At 44.8% G+C, this 20,600-nt stretch carries 16 protein-coding genes; 10 read left to right on the top strand and 6 right to left on the bottom strand.

All coding sequences use genetic code 11. The features are described from left to right. Nucleotides 1-9: 9 nt before the first annotated feature. The 7 genes from BN8908_RS16970 to BN8908_RS17000 all read left to right on the top strand — a co-directional run bounded on the left by BN8908_RS16970 (nucleotide 10) and on the right by BN8908_RS17000 (nucleotide 8,837). The gene (locus BN8908_RS16970) at nucleotides 10-1,722 is read left to right on the top strand and encodes a DUF5018 domain-containing protein (protein ID WP_202668896.1); all 1,713 of its coding nucleotides are present in this window, start codon (nucleotides 10-12) and stop codon (nucleotides 1,720-1,722) included. An 84-nt stretch (nucleotides 1,723-1,806) separates the two neighbouring features. Beyond that, nucleotides 1,807-3,198, top strand: coding sequence for an alpha amylase family protein (locus BN8908_RS16975; RefSeq protein ID WP_068691804.1), 1,392 nt, complete (start codon nucleotides 1,807-1,809; stop codon nucleotides 3,196-3,198). Between the two features lie 284 nt (nucleotides 3,199-3,482). Next, entirely contained in the window at nucleotides 3,483-4,556 is a 1,074-nt protein-coding gene (locus tag BN8908_RS16980; RefSeq protein WP_021986826.1) for an SGNH/GDSL hydrolase family protein, read from the top strand. 20 nt (nucleotides 4,557-4,576) lie between these two features. After that, a complete protein-coding gene (locus BN8908_RS16985) occupies nucleotides 4,577-5,587 on the top strand; it encodes a phosphodiester glycosidase family protein (protein ID WP_235837456.1) in 1,011 nt (336 codons plus the stop codon). A 35-nt stretch (nucleotides 5,588-5,622) separates the two neighbouring features. Next, complete coding sequence (locus BN8908_RS16990; protein ID WP_118774515.1) at nucleotides 5,623-6,399, top strand: glycerophosphodiester phosphodiesterase family protein; 777 nt, start codon at nucleotides 5,623-5,625, stop codon at nucleotides 6,397-6,399. A 181-nt stretch (nucleotides 6,400-6,580) separates the two neighbouring features. Next, nucleotides 6,581-7,744 (top strand): n-acyl-d-glucosamine 2-epimerase, encoded by a 1,164-nt coding sequence (locus tag BN8908_RS16995; RefSeq protein WP_068692415.1) that lies wholly within the window; start codon nucleotides 6,581-6,583, stop codon nucleotides 7,742-7,744. Between the two features lie 16 nt (nucleotides 7,745-7,760). Next, nucleotides 7,761-8,837, top strand: a complete 1,077-nt coding sequence (locus BN8908_RS17000) for an SGNH/GDSL hydrolase family protein (protein ID WP_021986822.1) — start codon at nucleotides 7,761-7,763, stop codon at nucleotides 8,835-8,837. A 5-nt stretch (nucleotides 8,838-8,842) separates the two neighbouring features. Here BN8908_RS17000 and BN8908_RS17005 read toward each other — a convergent pair whose 3' ends face one another. Beyond that, on the bottom strand, nucleotides 8,843-9,208 hold the full coding sequence (locus BN8908_RS17005) for a hypothetical protein (protein WP_021986821.1): 366 nt from the start codon (nucleotides 9,206-9,208) through the stop codon (nucleotides 8,843-8,845). Further along, nucleotides 9,205-9,759, bottom strand: a complete 555-nt coding sequence (locus tag BN8908_RS17010; RefSeq protein WP_068691811.1) for an RNA polymerase sigma factor — start codon at nucleotides 9,757-9,759, stop codon at nucleotides 9,205-9,207. The genes BN8908_RS17005 and BN8908_RS17010 overlap by 4 nt, the downstream gene beginning before the upstream one ends. A 172-nt stretch (nucleotides 9,760-9,931) precedes the next feature. Here BN8908_RS17010 and BN8908_RS17015 point away from each other — a divergent pair, with 172 nt between their 5' ends. Next, nucleotides 9,932-10,345: a DUF6249 domain-containing protein gene (locus BN8908_RS17015; protein ID WP_068691813.1), complete on the top strand. Its 414-nt coding sequence runs from the start codon at nucleotides 9,932-9,934 to the stop codon at nucleotides 10,343-10,345. 78 nt (nucleotides 10,346-10,423) lie between these two features. Here the strand turns inward: BN8908_RS17015 and dinB are convergent, their stop codons facing one another. The 4 genes from dinB to BN8908_RS18365 form a co-directional block, all read right to left on the bottom strand. Then, nucleotides 10,424-11,497: a DNA polymerase IV gene (gene dinB / locus BN8908_RS17020; protein WP_021986818.1), complete on the bottom strand. Its 1,074-nt coding sequence runs from the start codon at nucleotides 11,495-11,497 to the stop codon at nucleotides 10,424-10,426. Nucleotides 11,498-11,586: 89 nt separating this feature from the next. After that, nucleotides 11,587-12,738 (bottom strand): MFS transporter, encoded by a 1,152-nt coding sequence (locus tag BN8908_RS17025; protein ID WP_021986817.1) that lies wholly within the window; start codon nucleotides 12,736-12,738, stop codon nucleotides 11,587-11,589. A 105-nt stretch (nucleotides 12,739-12,843) separates the two neighbouring features. After that, nucleotides 12,844-14,610, bottom strand: a complete 1,767-nt coding sequence (locus BN8908_RS17030) for a class I mannose-6-phosphate isomerase (protein WP_068691815.1) — start codon at nucleotides 14,608-14,610, stop codon at nucleotides 12,844-12,846. 10 nt (nucleotides 14,611-14,620) lie between these two features. Next, the gene (locus tag BN8908_RS18365) at nucleotides 14,621-15,520 is read right to left on the bottom strand and encodes an ROK family protein (RefSeq protein WP_021986815.1); all 900 of its coding nucleotides are present in this window, start codon (nucleotides 15,518-15,520) and stop codon (nucleotides 14,621-14,623) included. A 348-nt stretch (nucleotides 15,521-15,868) separates the two neighbouring features. Between BN8908_RS18365 and BN8908_RS17040 the strand changes: the two genes are divergently transcribed. Together BN8908_RS17040 and BN8908_RS17045 are read left to right on the top strand one after the other, a co-directional pair. Beyond that, on the top strand, nucleotides 15,869-18,940 hold the full coding sequence (locus tag BN8908_RS17040) for a SusC/RagA family TonB-linked outer membrane protein (RefSeq protein WP_068691817.1): 3,072 nt from the start codon (nucleotides 15,869-15,871) through the stop codon (nucleotides 18,938-18,940). Between the two features lie 12 nt (nucleotides 18,941-18,952). Continuing rightward, nucleotides 18,953-20,551 (top strand): RagB/SusD family nutrient uptake outer membrane protein, encoded by a 1,599-nt coding sequence (locus BN8908_RS17045; protein ID WP_068691819.1) that lies wholly within the window; start codon nucleotides 18,953-18,955, stop codon nucleotides 20,549-20,551. The last annotated feature ends 49 nt before the right edge of the window (nucleotides 20,552-20,600 follow it).

The raw sequence follows: 20,600 nt of genomic DNA on the forward strand, positions 1-20,600 counted from the left end.
ATTGCGACTATGAAAAAATATACGATTTTACAATTGATCGCGGCGTTGTGTCTTTTACTAGGCGGATGCCAGGATGTGGAAACAGTAGTGCCGGATGTTGCTGCTGTCGGTATAAGTAGTATAACGGCTACTTTCGAGGATGGTTCCGGTAATTTTAAGGGTATTGTGGAAGAAGGAAAAAATGAGATTATCATTGTTATTCCTTATTACTATCCGGAAAACACGGACAATGTGATGACGATGGATAAGTTTACCAATATGCGTATGAGTGCATCGTTGGCGGATAATGTGACGATTAGTCCTGCTTTGTTGTACATGGATTTGACGAAGGAGAACGTCGTAACCGTTAAGAATCAGCGGAAAGAAAGCAACCGCTATATCGTAAAAGGAGAGATTCGTAAAAGTACGGCTTGTTTGCTGGAGGAATTCAATTTGCCGGGCCTGGGCATTTCCGGAGTGATCGATCAGGATAAAAAAACGGTGTCTCTGGTGTCTACCGATAATATCGGCGAAGTGTTGGCGGATGTTACCCTTTCGTATCATGCGACAATTTCTCCGGACCCGAGGACTGTGGCCCTGAATTATGACGAGGACGTGCAATTGACGGTAACGGCCCATGACGGTGTTACCAAGAGTGTTTATACCGTGCAGAAACGGTTGCCGGAAAAACTGAATGTCGGTATCCGGAAAGGTAGTGTGAAAGAATTGTTTATCAAGAAACTGAATGCGGATTTAGGTATAACGACGGCTAATCTCACCGGTGGTATGGCTGCGATCGGTAAGTATATTGTTCTGAATACCCGTGCTGAAAAGAGTATTTATATCGATGCAAAAACCGGAGAGAAAGTCGGTGAGATCGATTTGGGGGCTATCACCGGAAATCTGATCAACTTCAATACGACGGGAGATGAAGCGGGGAATATTTTGATCTGTAATTTGTCGCCTAACGACGGTGCCAATAATAAATATTTTAAGATATGGAAGATAGCCGGAGTTACCGGTACGCCTCAGGAGTTGATCTCTTATGAGAATACGCCTCAATATGAACTTGGACGTAAGTTTTCTGTCAGAGGTAGTGTGGACGGAGATGCCATTATTACGGCTCCGATTGTAAATACAACGGCATTTGCCCGCTGGACGATCGTAGGGGGGCAGGTGACATCCCAGACTCCGGAAATCGTAACCGTAACGGGTCCGACCGTATGGGGATTGCATTGTGATGTGATCTATACTTCGGCTACGGATGTTAACAGTGATTATTTCGTGGTATCCTATGCCGACAATACGGCTGCCTGGGTGAACGGTGCAACGAACGTAACCCGTCAGAAACTCGATCCGTTGAATCCGAATTTCTATTGCAATACGGTTGACTATGTTGAGTTCAACAAAGGCAAATATATGAGTTATGCCTGGGTAAATCCGTGGACCTGGGGAGATGCCGACCGGGTATTTATGCTCAATGTTTCTTCTTTGGCCAATTATACCGGAGCTGTGGCAACAGAATGGGGATGGGATTCCGGTAATCCGGTTGTGGAATGGGCTTCTCCGTATGACGGCGGAGTTACCGGTTTCGGTCCGAAATACATCGGACAGCCTGCTAATGGAAACGGTACGGCGGACGTGGCATTCCGGGTTTCGGATAACGGATATTATCTGTATCTCTATTTCATGTTTACCAATGGTTGTATTGCCGGGTATCAGTTTGATTGTATAGATTTGTAATAAATTGAAAACTGTGTCGGAACTTTCTGCCTCCTTTATAAAGGGGGAAAGTTTTGACACAGTTTCTATATACGTGTATTTTGTATGAATAATGTTTGGAAGTCAGTTTTTTATGCGTTTTTTGCGGTTGTTTTGTCCGGTTTTCTGGGAGTGGGGTGTGGAGATGACGGGAATAAACATTCCTGGGAATTCGGGGACGACGATGAGGAGGAGACCGATCCGAAGGCAGAAAAAACCCGCTATATCTGGATAGATGCGGCAGCCAATTTCCCGGATTTTGCAAATAGTAAAGAAAACATAGCCAGAGATCTCGGGTTGGCAAAGGAGTCCGGATTTACCGATATTGTTGTGGATGTCCGGCCTACAAACGGAGATGTATTGTTTAAAACAACTGCCGGCAGTCAAGTCGAATGGTTGGGAGCCTGGGTGTCTGGTGTGTACACGAAAGTCAACCGTACGGCAACCTGGGATTATTTACAGGCCTTTATCGACGAAGGACATCGTTTGGGCCTGCGGGTGCATGCCGGTTTCAATACTTTTGTCGGAGGAAATGTGACGGCTTTGGGAAATGCAGGGGTTGTCTTCAGGGATGATGAAAAAGCGGCCTGGGTAACCTATAAATTGTCCGATAGCGGTATACACAGTGCTTTGGATGAGCAAACCGGCGGAGAACGTTTTTTTAATCCGGTAAACGAAGATGTGCAAAATTATATTTGCGATTTGCTGGAAGATCTGGCTGCTTATGAAGGTTTGGACGGTATTATTCTGGACCGGGGACGTTTTGAGGGATTAGCCAGTGATTTTTCGGATTATACCCGGAAAAAGTTTGAAGCTTTTTTAGGACATGAAATTGCTGATTTTCCGGGAGATGTTATGCGGACAGATATAACGGAAGGAAATATTCCGTCTGAGGTGCCGGTTTATTTTAAAAAATGGCTCGAATTCAGGGTAAAGGTTGTTCATGATTTTATGGTAAAGGCCCGCACCCGGATAAAGGCCCGTAATCCGGAAGTTAAATTCGGCGTGTATGTAGGTGGATGGTATTCAACTTATTACGCCAACGGTGTAAATTGGGCGAGTCCCGATTACAATACGTCTTTGAAATATTCATGGGCGACGGCAGATTATAAAAATTACGGTTACGCAGATCATATGGATCAGATATTGATAGGAGCTTATGCTGCACCTACCGCTGTTTACGGGAATACGGAATGGACGATTCAGGGTTTTTGCCGGAACGCGATGGACCTTATTAAAGGAGCTGCGCCCGTTATCGGAGGGCCGGATGTCGGCAACGGTCAGTGGGCAACGGCCGGAGATGCTGTCGTCAATCAGGCGATAACGAAGTCGGTGGATGCTGCTATTCATGCCTGTGACGGTTATTTTCTGTTTGATATGATCCATTTGAAACAAAAAAATCAATGGCAATATGTCAAACAAGGTATCGATAATTATCTGGTGACTGTCCATAAATAGTTTTTGTCTTTTGTATTGCCGAAGGATAGAAAAGTTACCGGATGTTGTTTTTGACCGGTTTATTTTTGATTTACGATTTTTGATTTACGATTTACGATTTACGATTTTTGATTTATGGTTTACGACTCTTCTTTTTGCAGGGAAGGACTGTGGGTATAATCTAAAATTGTAAATCTGAAATCTGCAATTAAAACGTCGGTATATGCTGTTGTAAAACTTATATTTAAATAAATTGCAAATACAATAAATGAGTCCATGGACTTGGTAAAATAAATGTGAATTCAATGAAGTTTTTCGTTTTTATATTGCTTTGGTGTTTGTGTGGAATGACATTACAGGCCCAGTTTGTTTATTATCCCGCTTCCGATTTTCCGCTTTTGGGGAAAATATCGGAAAAGACGGAAACCAGATACGAGCGTTTACCGGCTTTGCTGAACGGAAATACCCGTCCTCCTGTTTGGGAACTGGGAAAAAATACGGCTGGATTAGCGATACGTTTTGTTTCCGATTCCAAAGCTATTGCCGTACGCTGGACATTACGGGCTCAGGTAACTATGAGCCACATGGCATTGACGGGGATTCAGGGGTTGGATTTGTATACGTTAGAAGGTAAGAAATGGCGTTTTGTCAATGTTGCCCGTCCGGAGGGTAAAGAGAATACGGCTGTGATCATTTCCAATATGGAGCCTGTAGAGCGGGAATATATGCTTTATCTGCCATTGTATGACGGAGTTGTTTCTCTGGAAATAGGGGTAGATTCGACAGCTTCGATCGGACAGCCTAAAGTGGATTTACCCGTTCGGGACAAACCCGTGGTGTGTTATGGTACGAGTATTTTGCAGGGAGGCTGTGCTTCGCGTCCGGGAATGGCTCATACCAATATCCTCTCCCGCCGGTTGAACCGGGAGTTTGTGAATTTGGGTTTTAGCGGAAACGGGCAGTTGGATTATGAGATCGCCGGAATAATGACAAACCGGGATGCCGCTCTGTATATTTTAGATTTTGTACCCAATGCCAGTGTGCAGCAGATAGAAGAGAAAGCCGAACGTTTTTTCCGGATTATCCGGGATAAGGCTCCGGATGTACCTGTCATTTTTGTTGAAGATCCGCCTTTTACGCATAGTAAATACGATCGGGTCATGCAGCAGGAGATCGAGCGGAAAAATAAAGCTTTACATATCGTATTCGACAGATTGAAGAAAGCGGGTGAAAAATCGATTTGGCTGTTGCCTTCTGAAAAGATAATAGGTGATGATGCTGAGGCAACTGTTGACGGTATACATTTTACGGATTTGGGGTTTATGAGATATGCTGAATATTTGTATCCGGTTATTAAAAAAAGGATGAAAAAAGAATGATTTTTTGTAAAAACAGGGTTATGACGAAGAAAGGACTTTTTTTAGGGTTGATCGTATGGGTATTTTGGGGAGTATTGATAAGTTGCGGGAGCGAGGGTGGAGGTAAGCCGGATTATGAGTTCCCTTCGGGAAATCCTGAACCGGGGGAAGGGGATTCCGGTCCGGAAGCACAAGGGTGGCAAGTGACAAATGCATTTGGAGAGTTACCTGTTTATTTGAAAGTTTATAAGTCGCCTGCTGTGTTGAGAGGCAAGAATGCTGTGGCATACATTGCTGTTGTAGATACGGAAAAAGAGGCCGAATTTTTGATTTTGGGAGATGTTTCCGGCAGTAAGACTCCGGCACAGTTTTACGAAACAGAAACGGTGAAGCCGGCAGTCATAATGAATGCAGGTTATTTCTGGGATGGGAATACGGTAAGTATGTTGTGTAAGGAGGGGAGAATATTGGCCCCGGCGCAGCCTGTGTGGCAGTCTGATCTTACGTTCTATCCGACGCGGGGAGCTTTCGGTGTCGGAAATGACGGCGTTTATGATGTAAATTGGGTATATACTGTCGGAGATCAGATGTATGCTTATCCCGCTCCGGCGCAAAATAATGAAGAAGAAACCCCTCTTCAGGAGCCTTCTGCCGATTTTCCTCAAGGTGGACGGGTATGGAACGTCAGACACGCTATCGGCGGGGGACCTGTACTGGTAAAGGCTGATGTTTATCAGAATACATACAGCCAGGAGTTGTTCGGGGATGCCAGTGGAATCGGTGCATTGGCGAATCATCCCCGTTCAGCTATCGGCATAACCAGGGATCAAAAACTGATCTTTTTTGTTTGTGAGGGACGGAATGTTACCCCGGGTGTATCTGGTTTGACTTTGGAAGATGTGGCCTGTATTTTGAAAGATTTGGGTTGTGTGGATGCTCTGAACTTGGACGGAGGTGGGTCATCCTGTATGTTGATTAATGGGAAAGAAACGATAAAGCCGAGTAGTAATGGGGTTCAACGGGCTGTTGTTACGGCAGTCGCCGTTCGTTGACCGGTTGATATGATTGAATTTAAAACGATTTGTTTATGAAAAATATTCTGTTAGCCTGGTTGGTTATGCTGGGTTTTTGTATACAGCTTCAGGCTGAAAACGGGCCGAAAGTGATTGCCCATCGCGGGTATTGGAACAAAGAAAATTCGGCCCAGAATTCGATTGTAGCGTTACAGGAAGCCGGTGGAATTAAATGTTACGGTAGTGAGTTTGATGTCCAGCTGACCTCTGATGGTGTGCCGGTCGTTGTTCACGATGCGGTGGTGGAAGGAATCGTGATCGAGAAAAGTACTTACGAAGATGTGAAAAATATCCGGCTGGCAAACGGCGAAGGTATTCCTACGCTGGAAGAATATCTGAAAGCCGGGAAAAAAATCGGTAAAACCCGGTTGATATTGGAAATAAAGCCTCATTCGACACCGGAGAAAGAGACGCGCGTGGTTGAACTGGTGTTGCAAATGGTAAAAAAGGCCGGGCTGGAAAAGAAAACCGAATATATTTCATTCAGTAAACATGTTTTGAAAGAGATTGTAAGGTGCTCTCCCCGGGTACGATCCGCTTATTTATCAAGTGATTTAACTCCGGCACAGATTAAGGAGTTGGGATGTACGGGGGTAGACTATAATTACGCCGTTATCCAGCAGCATCCTTCCTGGGTGGAAGAATGTCATCGTCTGGGTATGACGGTTAATGTCTGGACGGTGGACCGGCCGGAAGTCATGAAAGAGATGATGGAGAAAGGTGTCGATTATATCACGACCAATGAGCCGGTTTTATTACAAACGCTGATAAAGGGAAAAAACAGATATTAGATCAAAGTATTTCCTATATACAGGATATATTCTAAAATAATTTAATAATTATGCCGGTATATTTTAAATAATGATTATTTTTGTTTGTTATTATATCATTACTCTTAATAATTAATCTGATTTACGGTTTTATATCAGACGATTAGTGATTTTATTACAATATAAATAGGAAGATATGGATATGGATTTTGAACAACTGGCCAAACAATATAAAGGTGAGTTGTTGGACAATGTGTTGCCTTTTTGGCTCGATTTTTCACAGGATAAGGAATACGGAGGGTATTTTACTTGTTTGGAGAGAGACGGACGGGTCTTTGATACCGATAAATTTATCTGGTTGCAAGGCCGTGAGGTGTGGATGTTTGCCATGCTTTATAATAAAGTGGAGAAACGGAAGGAATGGCTTGATTGCGCTGTGCAGGGTGGAGAGTTCCTGAAAAAGTACGGTCATGACGGGGATTACAATTGGTATTTTGCGTTGGATCGTCAGGGGCGTCCGTTGGTCGAGCCTTATAATATCTTTTCTTATACTTTTGCAACGATGGCTTTCGGGCAATTGAGCCTGGCCACCGGCGATGCCGGGTATGCTGAAATTGCCAGGAAGACGTTCGATAAAATCCAGACAAAGCTGGATAATCCCAAAGGGAAATGGAACAAGGCTTATCCGGGAACCCGTAATCTGAAAAATTTTGCATTGCCGATGATTTTGTGTAATCTGGCTCTTGAGATCGAACATTTATTAGGGGAGGATTACCTGAAAAAATGCATGGAGGTTTGTATCCATGAGGTAATGGATGTTTTTTACCGGCCGGAGTTGGGAATTGTGGTGGAAAATGTAACGGTGGAGGGGGAATTATCGGATACTTTTGAAGGCCGGTCGGTCAATCCGGGGCATGCGATCGAAGCGATGTGGTTTATTATGGATTTGGGGGTACGTCTGAAACGTCCGGAACTGGTGGAAAAAGCGAAAGATATTGCTTTGAAAATGGTGAAATACGGTTGGGATGAAAAGTACGACGGGATTTTCTATTTTATGGATCGTTTGGGACATCCTCAGCAGCAGTTGGAATGGGACCAGAAGTTGTGGTGGGTGCATATCGAGACTATGATCAGTATGTTGAAGGGGTATCAACTGACAGGTTCGGAAGAGTGTTTGGAGTGGTTTAAGCGGGTGCATGATTATGTGTGGACACATTTTAAGGATCCGGAATGTCCGGAATGGTTCGGTTATTTGAATCGCCGGGGAGAAGTTCTGTTGTCTTTGAAGGGAGGTAAATGGAAAGGATGTTTTCATGTTCCCCGCGGTTTATACCAGTGTTGGCAGGTTTTGGAAAAACTGAAATAAATTTATTTGTCAGGCGATGAAGGTTATTGGACTCATTTTGATCGGATTGATAGCATTGCTCGGAGAGTTGAAGGCGGAAAGATTACCCGTGCAGGTGGGGATGAAGGCTGTTTCGGCCGATAACGATACGCTCCGGCAGTTGGGCCGGGTTGTAAAGGAAGGCGATCGTCTGGGGTTGTATTGGGCGGCTTGCGGGGTGGAATTAACCTGTAAAACGACGACTTTGCTAGTAGAGATGGATAGTGACGCTCCGGATAATTACGTACAGGTGGTGATCGACGATCGATACGATACCCCTGTGATCATCCGGTGTACGCCCGGGCGTAAGCTTTACCGGATAGCTGAACATTTGCCGGATACATGGCATAAATTTACCTTGAGACGACGGACCGATCCGACGACAATGGGTTGTTTTCTCCATACCTTGTGGGTGGACGGACAGGCTTGTCTGCGGGTGACACCGGCAAAATCCCTGAAAGTCGAATATTACGGCGATTCGGTGTCCTCAGGGCATGGAGACGAAGCCGATGTGGAAGGAGGGGAGAATCCGGTAGATCGTTTTTACTGGAATCCGATGAAGGCTTTTACCGGTTATTCGGCTCAATTGGCAGATGCCGATTATGCCATAATTTCCAAAAGCGGAATCGGTTTGATGGTGAGTTGGTACGATCAGGTGTTGGGAGATATCTATGATTTGGATAATCCGCATGATTACAGCCGGAAGCATGATTTTGCATCCTGGCAGCCGGATATAGTCGTTATCAATGTGATGCAGAACGATTCCTGGCTTTTGTCGAAACTGGATCCTGTTCCCGGCGAGAAAACCATCGTGGAACGCTATTGCGGTTTTGTCCGGAATCTGCTGTCGGTTTATCCGAAAGCGCAGATTATATGTGCTTTAGGGCCGATGAATATTGTGGATAAAGGATCGCCCTGGCCGGGATATGTAGAGAAGAGTGTGAAAATACTCCGGAAGGAAAATCCGGGAAGGCATATCTCTTCTTGTTTTTTTCCTTATTTGCCGACGAAAGATCATCCGACTGTAAAGGAACATGAGGTGGCAGCCCGGATATTGGCAGCCCGTTTAAAATAAAATTTTTAAAGTAAATTTTTAAAATGTTTTCGAAACCGGTAATCTATCCATAGGAGTAAGGTTGACGGCAGCATAACACACAAAAGAAGGGTAAAGCCGGGGAACAGGGTAATGTTTGCCGGCTTTTTCAGTACCGGGCTGAAAACTTCAACCGGATTGAAATCCAGGTAATGAATCAATACATAGCAGGCGGATACCAGCATTGCAATAGAAGTGAATACAACGATAGCAATGTTTCGTAGTTCTCGTCTTTTCCGTGCTTTCTGAACTTTTTGCATGATCTGCCTGTTCAGTTTTTCCGGTAGCGGGCTTGCCGATATTCTTTTGAATATTTCCTGCAGCGCTTTGTCGTTTAATTCTTCCCTGTTCATGATATTTCCTCCTTCAGGATAACATATAGTTTTTTACGTACCCGGTGCAGTTTTACTTTAATGTTGCTGACCGATAAGCCTGTTATTTCAGCAATTTCTTCGATGGAATGAGCTTCGTTGTAAAAGAGGCTGATCAGTCCGCGCTCATCCGGGGGTAACAGGCTTACTGCTTTTTCCAGTTTTTGTAATTGCTCTTCGTTCTGCTCATCATCTAAAGTTTCCTGTACTTTTTCGTCCAGGACATTATCGATGGTATTTTCTTCAATGTATAAAAATTCACGTTTCTTTTTGCGGGTTGCTGAGATAGCCGTATTGTAAGCTATCCGGTAAAGCCAGGTGGAAAACCGGCAATCTCCCTTAAAAGAATGCAACACCTGAAATACTTTTACGAATACGTCTTGTGTTAGTTCTTCTGCTTCTTCTTTATAACGGACGATTTTAAGAATGAGTAAATAGACACGGTGACTATACCGATCTACCAGCCGGGAAAAGAATTCCATGTCCCCGTCCAGTATTTTCCGGATGTAGTATGTATCGTCCAATTCGTTCATGTCGTCCTTTTGACGCACCTCCTGCCTGTCGGTTACATATTTCAGGGATTAAAAATAAAAATTTTTTTTACGGAAATGTTGTAACCGGGGAAGATTTCGGGCGTCAAAGAGGCAAAGAACAAAAAGTCGCTGCGATTTGGAATATAAATGTTGAATATAATAAAATTTTAAGATTATGGACTTTATAACTGCACCTTTGATTACATTTATCGTTTTTGCAAGTATTTACGGATTGTTTGAATTATTTGTAAGAAGGAGAGAGCGCATGGCTATTATTGAGAAATTGGGCGATAAGTTTGAGCCCTCGATGATAGAAGGTAAGTTGAATTTCGGCATGTTTGGCGGGAGACGTTTTTCATTCAGCGCGTTAAAGATAGCCTGTTTGATGATCGGTATCGGATTGGGCTTCTTGATCGGGTTTGTCATCTGTTCGAATTGCATTCCCGGATATGTAATGGGGGATACGAATTACAGGGCCGGAGACGTCATCAGTATTATTTACGGAGCTTGTCTGTTTGTATTTGGCGGAATCGGTTTGTTGGTGGCTTTTCTGACAGAACTGAAGTATTTTAAGAAGAAAGAATAAGAGAAAAACTGATTTTTAGTGCGTGAAACTGTGCCGGAACTCAAATCCGGCACAGTTTTTTTATGCCGGAATAAACTTTTAAAAATCAAAGCTCAACTGTGTCGGTTTTTTGTCCGGCGGAGGACTTGAAGGTGTCGATACACTGAGTCCCATCAGCCTTACACTTTTTCCCTGAAGGTCGGTTTCCCGGAGCAGTTGCTTGGCTAAGGGAAGAATCCGGGGCAATGTCGTCAGGTTGTATTCGACGGTAAGACTGTGATTTCTAATGGTGAAGTCGGCAAACTTTATTTTTAAAGTAAGGGTACGGCCTTTGAAATCAGCTTTTTGCAGACGTCCCGTCAGTTCCGTTGTAATGTGGTATAGTTCGATGATAAGCGCCATCGGAGTCTCGATATCCTTGTCGAAGGTCGTTTCGCATCCGACGGATTTCCGGACCCGGACGGCTTCGACATCCCGGGGATCGTTGCCATGGGCAAAGTCGTGGTATACAATCCCGTTTTTCCCGAAATTCCGGTGCAGGAATTCTTCGGAGCATTTACGGAGGTCTTCTCCGGTATGAATGCCGAGGCTGTGCATTTTATGGGCGGTTACTTTGCCGATGCCCCAGAAAGCTTCTATCGGAAGTCCGGCAATAAATTCAGGGGCTTTGTCGGGGTGAATGACGTAAAGACCGTCGGGTTTACGATAGTCGGAAGCGATTTTGGCCAGAAATTTGTTGTAGGAAACCCCGGCAGAAGCAATGAGTCCCAATTCTTCGCGGATGTTTTTCTTTATGGCTTTGGCAATATCCGTCGCCAACTCCATCCCCATTTTGTTTTCAGTGACGTCCAGGAAAGCTTCGTCCAGGGACAAGGGTTCGATAAGGTCGGTGTACCGGTGGAATATTTCCCGGATTTCCCGGGAAACGGATTTGTATACTTCCATGCGGGAAGGAATAAAGATCAGTTGGGGACACAATTGCATCGCTTTTTGGGATGACATGGCGGAGTGGATGCCGAATTTCCGGGCTTCGTAGCTGGCCGTGGCGACAATGCCTCTTTTAGACGGATTACCGACAGCAACCGGCTTTCCCCGGAGTTCCGGATTGTCCCGTTGTTCGATGGAAGCATAGAAAGCATCCATATCGATATGTATAATTTTACGGTATTCCATATTTTCCCCCTTCTGACAAAATTAGGAGGAAAATATGGAAAATAAAAAAGACAAAATCAAAAAGCCGTTAAAGTTGTCAGGGCTGTTTTTTAATGTTTTTTCCGGAATGCAAGGGCACAAAATAATAAATAGACCATACACAATCCGATGATCAGGGTGGCTCCGGTTTGTGAACCGACGGCTTCGGTTGCCAGTCCCATAAAAACAGGGATAATGGCGCCTCCGGCAACTCCCATAATCATTAATCCGGAAACACCGTTGGCTTTTTCCGGTACGGTTTGTAGTGCGAAAGAGAACAGGATTGAAAATACATTGGCGCAAGCAAAACCGATAACACTGACTCCCCCCCAAATAAGCCATTTTTCTTGTGCAAATAATAGTACGATCAAAGCTGCCAGGGCGGTAAAGATACTGTAGAGAAAGAATTTTCCGGATGCGTAACGGGCCAGTATAATGGCTCCGATAAAAGCTCCGGCTGTCCGGAATGCGAAATAGAGACTGGTGCCGTAGCCTGCTTCACTAAGTGCCATGCCACATCTTTCCATGAGGATTTTAGGGGTTACGGTATTCATGCCTACGTCGACTCCGACAACGAATACGATACCCAGGAAAAGCCAGAGAACGGTCTTGTTACCGAGTAATCCGAAACAGTCTTTAAAGGACGAGACATTTTGTCCGGCTTGTTCGCGAGGAACGGCTGTCAACAGGAGCCAAACCGTAGAAATCAGGGTAATGGCAGCGAATAAGGGGAACATATATTGCCAATTGCCGAACCAGGCTGTAGCGCAGGCCGCTATAATAGGGCCGCAAAAAGAGGAGATGGCCTTTACGAATTGTCCGGCCGTCAGGCTGCTGGTTAGCTTTTCTTCACTGACGACATTCGATAAAAGCGGATTCAGGGATACCTGTAAGATGGTGTTTCCGATTCCGAGTAAAGCGAAAGCCGTCAGGCAGATGGTGTAATTGTATTGAATAAGCGGTAGCAGCATGGCCAGGAATGTGAATAACATACTGACCAACACGGTATTTTTTCTGCCGATTTTATTCATCAATAAACCTGTCGGTACGGAGAATGCGAAAAACCAGATAAAAACCATAGAAGGCAGGAAGTTGGCTTCGGTTTCTGTTAATCCGAAGTCTTGCTTGACATAGCTGGAAGAGATTCCGACTACGTCACAAAATCCCATAATGAAAAAACCGAACAATATGGGAAGCAGCAGTTGTATTTGATGACGGTTCATGTGTAGATTTTTAATTTATGATTTATCGGGCTGTTTGGCCGGAATGAATAATCGAAGTTGAAAAGGTCCGAAAATGTTTGTGGCATTTTCGGACTTGGGGTTTTATTATTTCATAAACGCTTTGACAACCTGTACTTCCCGTCCCGACTGATTGATGAGACGGTAACTTCCTGCAGCAGCCGAAATGACATAGGTTTCTGCATAATGAAGTTGCTGACGCACACCTCCGGCCGTTTCGATCAGGATTTTTTCACCTTCAACCAGGTTCAGTACATGGCATTTTCCTTCGGTTTTTACCTCTACATCCGTATGGAATGTGTAGCGGTGTACATCGTAGGAATGGTCCCGATGGGTAGGTAAGTGCCAGAGCTCCCAGTCTTCCCCTTTTTCCAGAAGGGCCGGGTGAGAGATCAGCTCTTGTTTTACCTTTTCCCCTTTCCGGTCGAAATAAAGGTTTTCCATTGCCCGTTTGATATTCAGGGGTCTGGGGGTCCCGTCTAAGTCCAGAGCCAGCCAGTCGTACATTTTGAATGTAAAAATGTATGGCGTTGTGCTGATTTCCAGAACCAGGTTATTGCGTCCCGAACTGTGTAACGTACCGGGAGGAATGAGGTACAGGCCGTGTTTATGGGCAGGGTGGGACAGTATGTACCGGTTCACATCCAGGGGCGTATTTTTTTGGAAGCTTTCGGTTAAAGCCGCTTCGAATTCGGCGGGTTGGATACTTTCCTGGAAGCCCAGGTAAACGACGGCGTCGTCTTTGCAGTCCAGCACATAATACGTTTCTTCCTGTGTAAGTACTTCACCGAAATTCCGGCGGGCATATTCTCTTCTGGGGTGGCATTGGATAGACAGGTTGCCTCCGTCGAAATTGTCCAGATAATCCATGCGGATGGGAAATTCATCCCCGTATTCATTGTAACAGGCTTCGCCGACAACGGCTGTTCCGGCTTCGTACATCAGGCTGTCGAAAGAAACTTCCAGCATATTTTTGTCGCTTTCGAATAAAATACCGTTTTCCGGTACGATCAGTTCGAATGACCAGGCATAGTTGGGAACATCTTTGGGAAGTCCTTCGATGTGTTCTTTGATCCATTGACCTCCCCAGGCACCCGGTTCAAACCAGGGACGTACCCGGAATCCGTTTGTTGCTAATGTTTTAAGCCCCTGACGTAACTCCTCGCCTTTCATCCAACTGATATCTTGCGGTCGTTGTCCGTCCACCATGATGTCAATACTGGGAAGTATCGCTTTTTTATGCCGGTTGAGAAGTACCCAGTCTACAAAATAGAAACGTTTGTACATCACTTTCGGGGCTGCGGTTTGAGAGGTCCCGAGGTTGTGGATAACACCGGCACGGGCTCTGAATTGTATTTCGTTTTTGGGGAGGTCGATATATATAAGCTTGCCTTTCCAGCCTGCCAGCGAAGCTCCGCATCCGACGAGAATGTTCATCGGAGCCTGAGGATCCGGTTGTATCTTTTTCAGTTGCCCGGCGTCGAAGTAGTCCGATAAATTAAAATCGGCTCTTTTCCCGAAAATAGGATCGTCGCCGCCGAGGAAGGGTGCTGCTAACGTATTGATTTCTTCTTCTGATTTCAGGGCGGCACGGATGTCCCACCAAACGGCTTGGATACCTTTGGCTTGTAAGCAAAGGTTCAGTTCTTGTTTGAACAAATCAAAAAGTACCCCGATATAGCCGTCGATAACGACCGTTTTTTCCCTGGCGATTTCATCGGCTAAAGAGTGAAAACCGGCTTTGATTTTTCCGTTACCCAGGTTAAAAGTTGGGTACACATCGTATTGTCCCGGCGTATTGTCCGGTTTTTCCAAAGGTAATAAGTATTGTGACGTTTTTCTGAATTTTTCCATATCGAATCGTTTAATGCTTGTGATGAATAAATAAGGAGGCTGCCCCCAGCATTGCGGCGTTATCCCGTAATGAAGACAGGCGGATGGCGATGTTTTCACCTTGTTGGCTGAGACGGCTTTCCAAACTGGGGCCGAATAGGGAATAGGCCCTGGAAATATTGCCTCCCAGAACAACAATATCAGCCTGGAATTGACGGACTAGCGGCAGAATAAAGTCTGCCAGCCGTTGTCCGTATTCTTTGAATATTTGTCCTGCAACCGGATTAGCGGGCACCTGGTCTGCAATTTCTTTGGCTCCAGCGACCGTTTTTCCGCTTAATTCGAAGAAGCGATGGCAGAACCAACGGGTTGAAAAGGCATTGTCGGCAATACCGCCATCAAAAGGCAGATTGTACACCCAGCCGTTTGCAGGTACGGAAGGACCGGTTTCGATCAATTGCTTGCCGGCGATAAAACCGGAGCCGATACCGGTTCCCAGTGTAAGAGCAATGATCCGGTTGGCGTCCCGGGCACAACCGCCGATGGCTTCCCCCAAAGCAAATGCCCCTGCATCGTTAATGTACCGAACTTCCAGGCCTGTTGCGGATTGCAATGCCGATAACAGGGAATGGGTTACGTCCAGGCCGAACAAATGTTCGAATTTATCTACTCCTTCGATCTTACAAATGCCGTTCCTGTAATCGAAAGGGCCCGGAAATGCAAAACCCAGGCCTTGCGGATTCACGCCGGAAGCTGAAATACTGGCTTGGATACATTTTGTCCATACATTTAACAAGACAGATGGATAAGCTGTATTATCGGCTTCCTTTTTAATTATGGTATTGTCTAAAATAGAACCGGAGGAGAGGTCTACCACGCACGAACCTATGTGACTACCACCGATATCAATACCTACAGTGTATTGGGTCATGTCTTCTGATTTTGTTTTTTTATATTCTTCGCATAAAAAATATGCTTAAAAATTTTTTTTTTCAAAAATATACTTACATTTGCATCATGTTTGAACATATTAGACATGTGCAAATATAGAAAATAAAATTAATACCAAACAATAGAAAAAGAAAATAAAAAAAAGTTTGCCTTTTTATGCGTGCTGAAAAGTGCATACGTTTTAAAACCAGGAAAAAAACGGAAAATCCAAATCAGAAAAGAAAATTATTTAAAGAACGAAAAATTGGAATATATTAATTAAGACGGTAATAATTTATTGACAATTAGTATTTTGTGTGTTAAAAATTTTTGCAAAACTCAATCAATTATGAAACAATCATCTGATTCGAATGTACAGAAGTACATGATTATGCCCTCGGAGGGATCACGAGTGGCAAAACGATTGTTTGCAATGGTCTGGCTTGTTTGTTTGAACATGCTTGTGGCCGGTTCGTTGTTTGCTCAACAGGGAACGATTGCGATCAAAGGAAAAATCACATCTGCTGCCGACAGGGAAGCATTGATAGGTGCGACAGTATTAATAAAAGGTTCCGGAGTCGGGACGGCTGCCGATATTAACGGGGAATTCACTTTGGATGCAGCACCTGATGCTGTACTGGTGATTACTTGTATCGGTTTTCAGCAGCAGGAGATAGCGGTAAAGGGCAGGACGGCTTTGGATATTGTTATGCAACCGGAGACGATTAGTCTGGAAGATGTGGTGGTTATCGGTTACGGGACGCAAAAGAAAGTGAATTTGACCGGAGCTGTGGCTTCAATTTCTTCTAAAGAACTTGCCGGCAAGCCGGTTGCAAACGTTGTCGAGGCTTTGCAGGGAACTACGCCCGGATTGGTTATCCAACAATCCAATTCGCAACCGGGTATGCGTCCGAGTATTAATATCCGGGGATTGAATACCTTGAATAATAACGATCCGATGGTGATCATCGACGGGATTATAGGGGATATTCAGAATGTAAATCCTTCTGATATTGAAAGTATGTCCGTATTGAAAGATGCATCTTCTACGGCTATTTACGGTTCACGGGCTTCTAACGGAGTGATCTTGATTACCACAAAGAAGGGAAGTGCGAATAAAACGGAGATCAATTATCAATTTATGTACGGATGGCAGGACCCGACTTGCTTGCCGAAGATTGTGGATTCCTGGGTTTATGCTGAATTGAGGAATGAGGCATTGGTGAATTCTGGACGGCCGACCGCTTTTACCCCGGAACAGATCAACTATTACCGGCATGGAGGACCGAATGTGAAATGGATCGAGGAGTTATATAAGAAAGCAACTCCTCAGCAATCTCACAGCTTGTCTTTGACCGGGGGTAATGACAGGACGACTTACTTGTTATCCATGGGTTATATGGATCAGGGCAGTATGTTTAAAGGGCCGAATTACGGTTTGAAACGTTACAATGCCCGTTTGAATTTGCATCATAAAATGTATGAAAATCTGACAATTGATGCGACGATTGCTTATGCCCGCAATGAAATCAAGGATCATGCTTATTGGACGGAATGGTTGATCGAACAGGCCAACCGTATGCCTTCTATTTACGAGATCAAGGATAAAGACGGTAACTATACGTTCCCGAGCGGAAGTAATTCCAATGCTTTGGCCCGTTTGGAACGGGGTGGATACCGGAAGAGTATGAACGACGACCTTTCTGCCACTTTATCAGCTGAATTGCATATATGGGACGGGTTGAAGTTGAAAGGTATGGTCGGAGGTCAGTTGTATAATAACCGGATGCATGAAAACCGGAAGGCAATCGATATCCCGGGGTCCGGAGATACGGAAAACCGGATGACGGAAAATTTCGGACGTACGCAGAATATTACGACCAATCTGATGCTGACGTACGATAAGACTTTCGGTAAACATACCGTAGGTGCTATGGTCGGATATTCTTATGAAGGAAGTCGTGACAACAGTTTTCAGACCTATCGTTTGAGCGATGCTCCGAATTACGATATTATGGCCGGAGCTCAGACGACCGGTACCGGTAATGAAGGATGGGCCAGTGACTGGGCGATTTATTCTGTTTTTGCCCGTTTGAATTACAATTACGAAGGACGCTATTTGTTTGAAGCCAATTTAAGAGACGATATGTCTTCGAAGTTTGCCAAAGGGAACCGTTCGGCCCTTTTCCCCTCTTTCTCTTTGGGATGGAGAATTTCGGAAGAAAAGTTCTTTGAAGGTATCCGGGATTATATCCCTTCCCTGAAATTACGCGGTTCCTGGGGATTAGTCGGAAATAACCGTATTGATAATTACCAGTATTTGTCGACGATCAGTGTTGCTCCCGGATATAATTTCGGAAATAATGTTGTCAATACGGCCGGATACGGTTCTGCCAATGCGGATATGAAATGGGAGACGACCCGTATGGCTAATGCCGGTGTGGATTTGGGATTCCTGGACAATGCACTGAATATATCTGCTGACTTTTTCCATAATATGACGCGTGACATTTTGATCGCATTGCCGGTGCCGGGAATATACGGTGGCGGTGCGCCGATACAAAATGCCGGTAAAGTGAAAAACTACGGTTGGGAGATTGCTGCAAGCTATCGGTTTAAGACCGGTGGTATAGAGCATACGATTTCCGGTAATATTTCCGATAGCTACAATGAGGTTGTAGATACGAAAGGGGTGGAATGGATCAATGGCTATGATGTCAATACCATTATTAAAGAAGGTTATCCGATCAATTCTTATTATGCATATCGTTGGAACGGCTTTTTCCAGAATGAGGCAGAGGTAGCGAAAGGTCCCCATCTGGACGGTATTACGCCGAAACCCGGAGATATCCGTTATATCGATAAATCCGGTCCCGGAGGAAAAAGGGACGGTGTGATCAAAGAAGACGACGACCGTTTTATTCTCGGCAATAACTATCCCCACTATACTTATGGGTTCAGCTACGGTTTCTCTTGGAAAGGTTTTGACTTTTCGATGTTCTGGCAAGGCGTCGGCAAACGGAGTGTATGGTTGCGCGGGGAGGCTGTAGAGGCGTTCCACAACAACAACGAGGGACCGGTACTGGATTTCCACCAGGATCGTTGGACTCCTTCGAATCCGAATGCTACCTATCCTCGCCTTACTGTCGGTTCCGAATCGGCTAATAATGCTGCAAAATCGGATTTCTGGATTCAGGACGGTTCGTATTTGCGTTTGAAAAACCTGCAATTGGGGTATACTTTCCCCGCCAAATGGTTGCGTAAGGCCTGTATTAAGGATTTGAAAGTGTATGTCAGCGGACAGAATCTGTTTACCCACAGTCATATCAAAGGCGGTTGGGACCCCGAGACAACGGACGGTGGCGGACGTATTTATCCGGTATCCAGAGTTATCTCCTGCGGTTTGAATGTTAAATTTTAAAAGGGATTGAAAATGAAAAAAAATATCATAAAAACAGGTCTCTTGGCTATAATGTCTGTCGCTGCGGTGTCTTGCATCGACCTCGATACGGCTCCTTACGACAGAGAAACTGATCTTACGGCCTGGGACAAACCGGAATCGGCGATAAATGGAGTAAACGCCTGTTATCCGACAATGATCAGTGCGGAAGAGTTGTTGTATGCCGATGCCATGTCGGATAATGCCTATACGAAAGTGAATAATACGTTGAACCAGGCAATCGGTAACGGGAGCTATTCAACGGCGCATAACTATGTGAAATTGGTATGGGATAGCCGCTATGCCGGAATACGGGTATGTAATAAATTATTGGGAAATATAGATAAAGTACCGGGGTTATCCGACGAATTGAGGGAGCGTTACCGGGGAGAAGCCCGTGTGATCCGGGATTTTCATTATTTTGAGCTGTTATCCAAATTCGGGGATGTTCCTTATTTTACCAATGATATTTCGATTGCCCAGTCACAAAGTATTGCCCGTACACCGAAAGCTGAAATTGTTGAAAAACTGTTGACGGATTTGAGTCAGGTGATCGATTCGGAATGTTTGCCGTCAGCCTATGGAGATACGGATAAAGGACGTATTACCCGTTGGGCGGCTATGGGACTGAAAGCCCGTATTCTTTTGTTTGAAGGACGCTGGGGGGAATTAAAAGAGGTAACCGGCCGGATTATGCAGGAAGGACCGTTCAGTTTATTCCCGAGTTACAGTGGTTTGTTCGAAGTTGCCAATGAAAATAATCAGGAAGTGATTCTGGACTTGCAATATATTGCTTTAGACCGGGAACAAAACGAACAGTATGAATTTTTACCGCCTTCTTTGGGGGGATATGCTCAATTGGCTCCGCTTCAGGAACTGGTGGACGATTATGTGATGCTCAACGGTAAAGGTATTCATGAAACCGGTTCGGGATACAGTGAATCACAGCCTTATGTAAACCGTGATCCCCGTTTGGCTGCAACCATCGCTTATACGGGTAATAGCTATACTTTGGCAGACGGTACCGAACATGTGATAAATTGTGACAGAGAAAGTGTTCCGGACGGTTTCGGTTACTCTTCCGACTGTTCACCGACGGGATATTATATTAAAAAATATTGGGATAAGACGTATCGGAGTACCCATATGTCGGGGCTGAATATGATTATTCTGCGGTATGCAGATGTTTTATTGATGCATGCGGAAGCCTTAGCCGAATTGGGACAATTGGATGCCTCTGCCTGGAATAAAACGATTCGTTTGATTCGGGAAAGAGCCGGATTTGTCGATGCTACAGCTTTGGATTTCCCCGGTGGCGGAGCGGAAGCCTTGAAAAACATCGTTCGGCGGGAACGTCGGTGTGAATTGGCATTGGAGGGATTGCGCCATAAGGATATCATCCGTTGGAAAACGGCAGAGAATGTATTGAACGGCTGGTGTCACGGATTAAAAACCGGTGATGTGGTCGGTGCCGATAACGGTTATGTGAGGATCGAAAACCGGGTATTTAATCCGGCTAAGCATTACTTGTGGCCGATCCCCCAGAATGAAAGGGATTTGAATAAGAATCTGACCCAGAATCCGAGTTGGTAAGAATGTGTCGGTGGATGCTAAAAAGTAGTACTTTATAAATGAATGATAC

This window comes from Culturomica massiliensis (assembly GCF_900091655.1).
Taxonomy (GTDB): domain Bacteria; phylum Bacteroidota; class Bacteroidia; order Bacteroidales; family Marinifilaceae; genus Culturomica; species Culturomica massiliensis.

Coding starts and splice junctions, on each gene's coding strand:
- dinB (WP_021986818.1), bottom strand. CDS start 11,497: ATGGAATACCGTAAAATTATACATATCGATATGGATGCTTTCTATGCT.
- BN8908_RS17025 (WP_021986817.1), bottom strand. CDS start 12,738: ATGAACCGTCATCAAATACAACTGCTGCTTCCCATATTGTTCGGTTTT.
- BN8908_RS17030 (WP_068691815.1), bottom strand. CDS start 14,610: ATGGAAAAATTCAGAAAAACGTCACAATACTTATTACCTTTGGAAAAA.
- BN8908_RS16975 (WP_068691804.1), top strand. CDS start 1,807: ATGAATAATGTTTGGAAGTCAGTTTTTTATGCGTTTTTTGCGGTTGTT.
- BN8908_RS17010 (WP_068691811.1), bottom strand. CDS start 9,759: ATGAACGAATTGGACGATACATACTACATCCGGAAAATACTGGACGGG.
- BN8908_RS17045 (WP_068691819.1), top strand. CDS start 18,953: ATGAAAAAAAATATCATAAAAACAGGTCTCTTGGCTATAATGTCTGTC.
- BN8908_RS17005 (WP_021986821.1), bottom strand. CDS start 9,208: ATGAACAGGGAAGAATTAAACGACAAAGCGCTGCAGGAAATATTCAAA.
- BN8908_RS16980 (WP_021986826.1), top strand. CDS start 3,483: ATGAAGTTTTTCGTTTTTATATTGCTTTGGTGTTTGTGTGGAATGACA.
- BN8908_RS16985 (WP_235837456.1), top strand. CDS start 4,577: ATGACGAAGAAAGGACTTTTTTTAGGGTTGATCGTATGGGTATTTTGG.
- BN8908_RS17000 (WP_021986822.1), top strand. CDS start 7,761: ATGAAGGTTATTGGACTCATTTTGATCGGATTGATAGCATTGCTCGGA.
- BN8908_RS17040 (WP_068691817.1), top strand. CDS start 15,869: ATGAAACAATCATCTGATTCGAATGTACAGAAGTACATGATTATGCCC.
- BN8908_RS16995 (WP_068692415.1), top strand. CDS start 6,581: ATGGATTTTGAACAACTGGCCAAACAATATAAAGGTGAGTTGTTGGAC.
- BN8908_RS16990 (WP_118774515.1), top strand. CDS start 5,623: ATGAAAAATATTCTGTTAGCCTGGTTGGTTATGCTGGGTTTTTGTATA.
- BN8908_RS16970 (WP_202668896.1), top strand. CDS start 10: ATGAAAAAATATACGATTTTACAATTGATCGCGGCGTTGTGTCTTTTA.
- BN8908_RS18365 (WP_021986815.1), bottom strand. CDS start 15,520: ATGACCCAATACACTGTAGGTATTGATATCGGTGGTAGTCACATAGGT.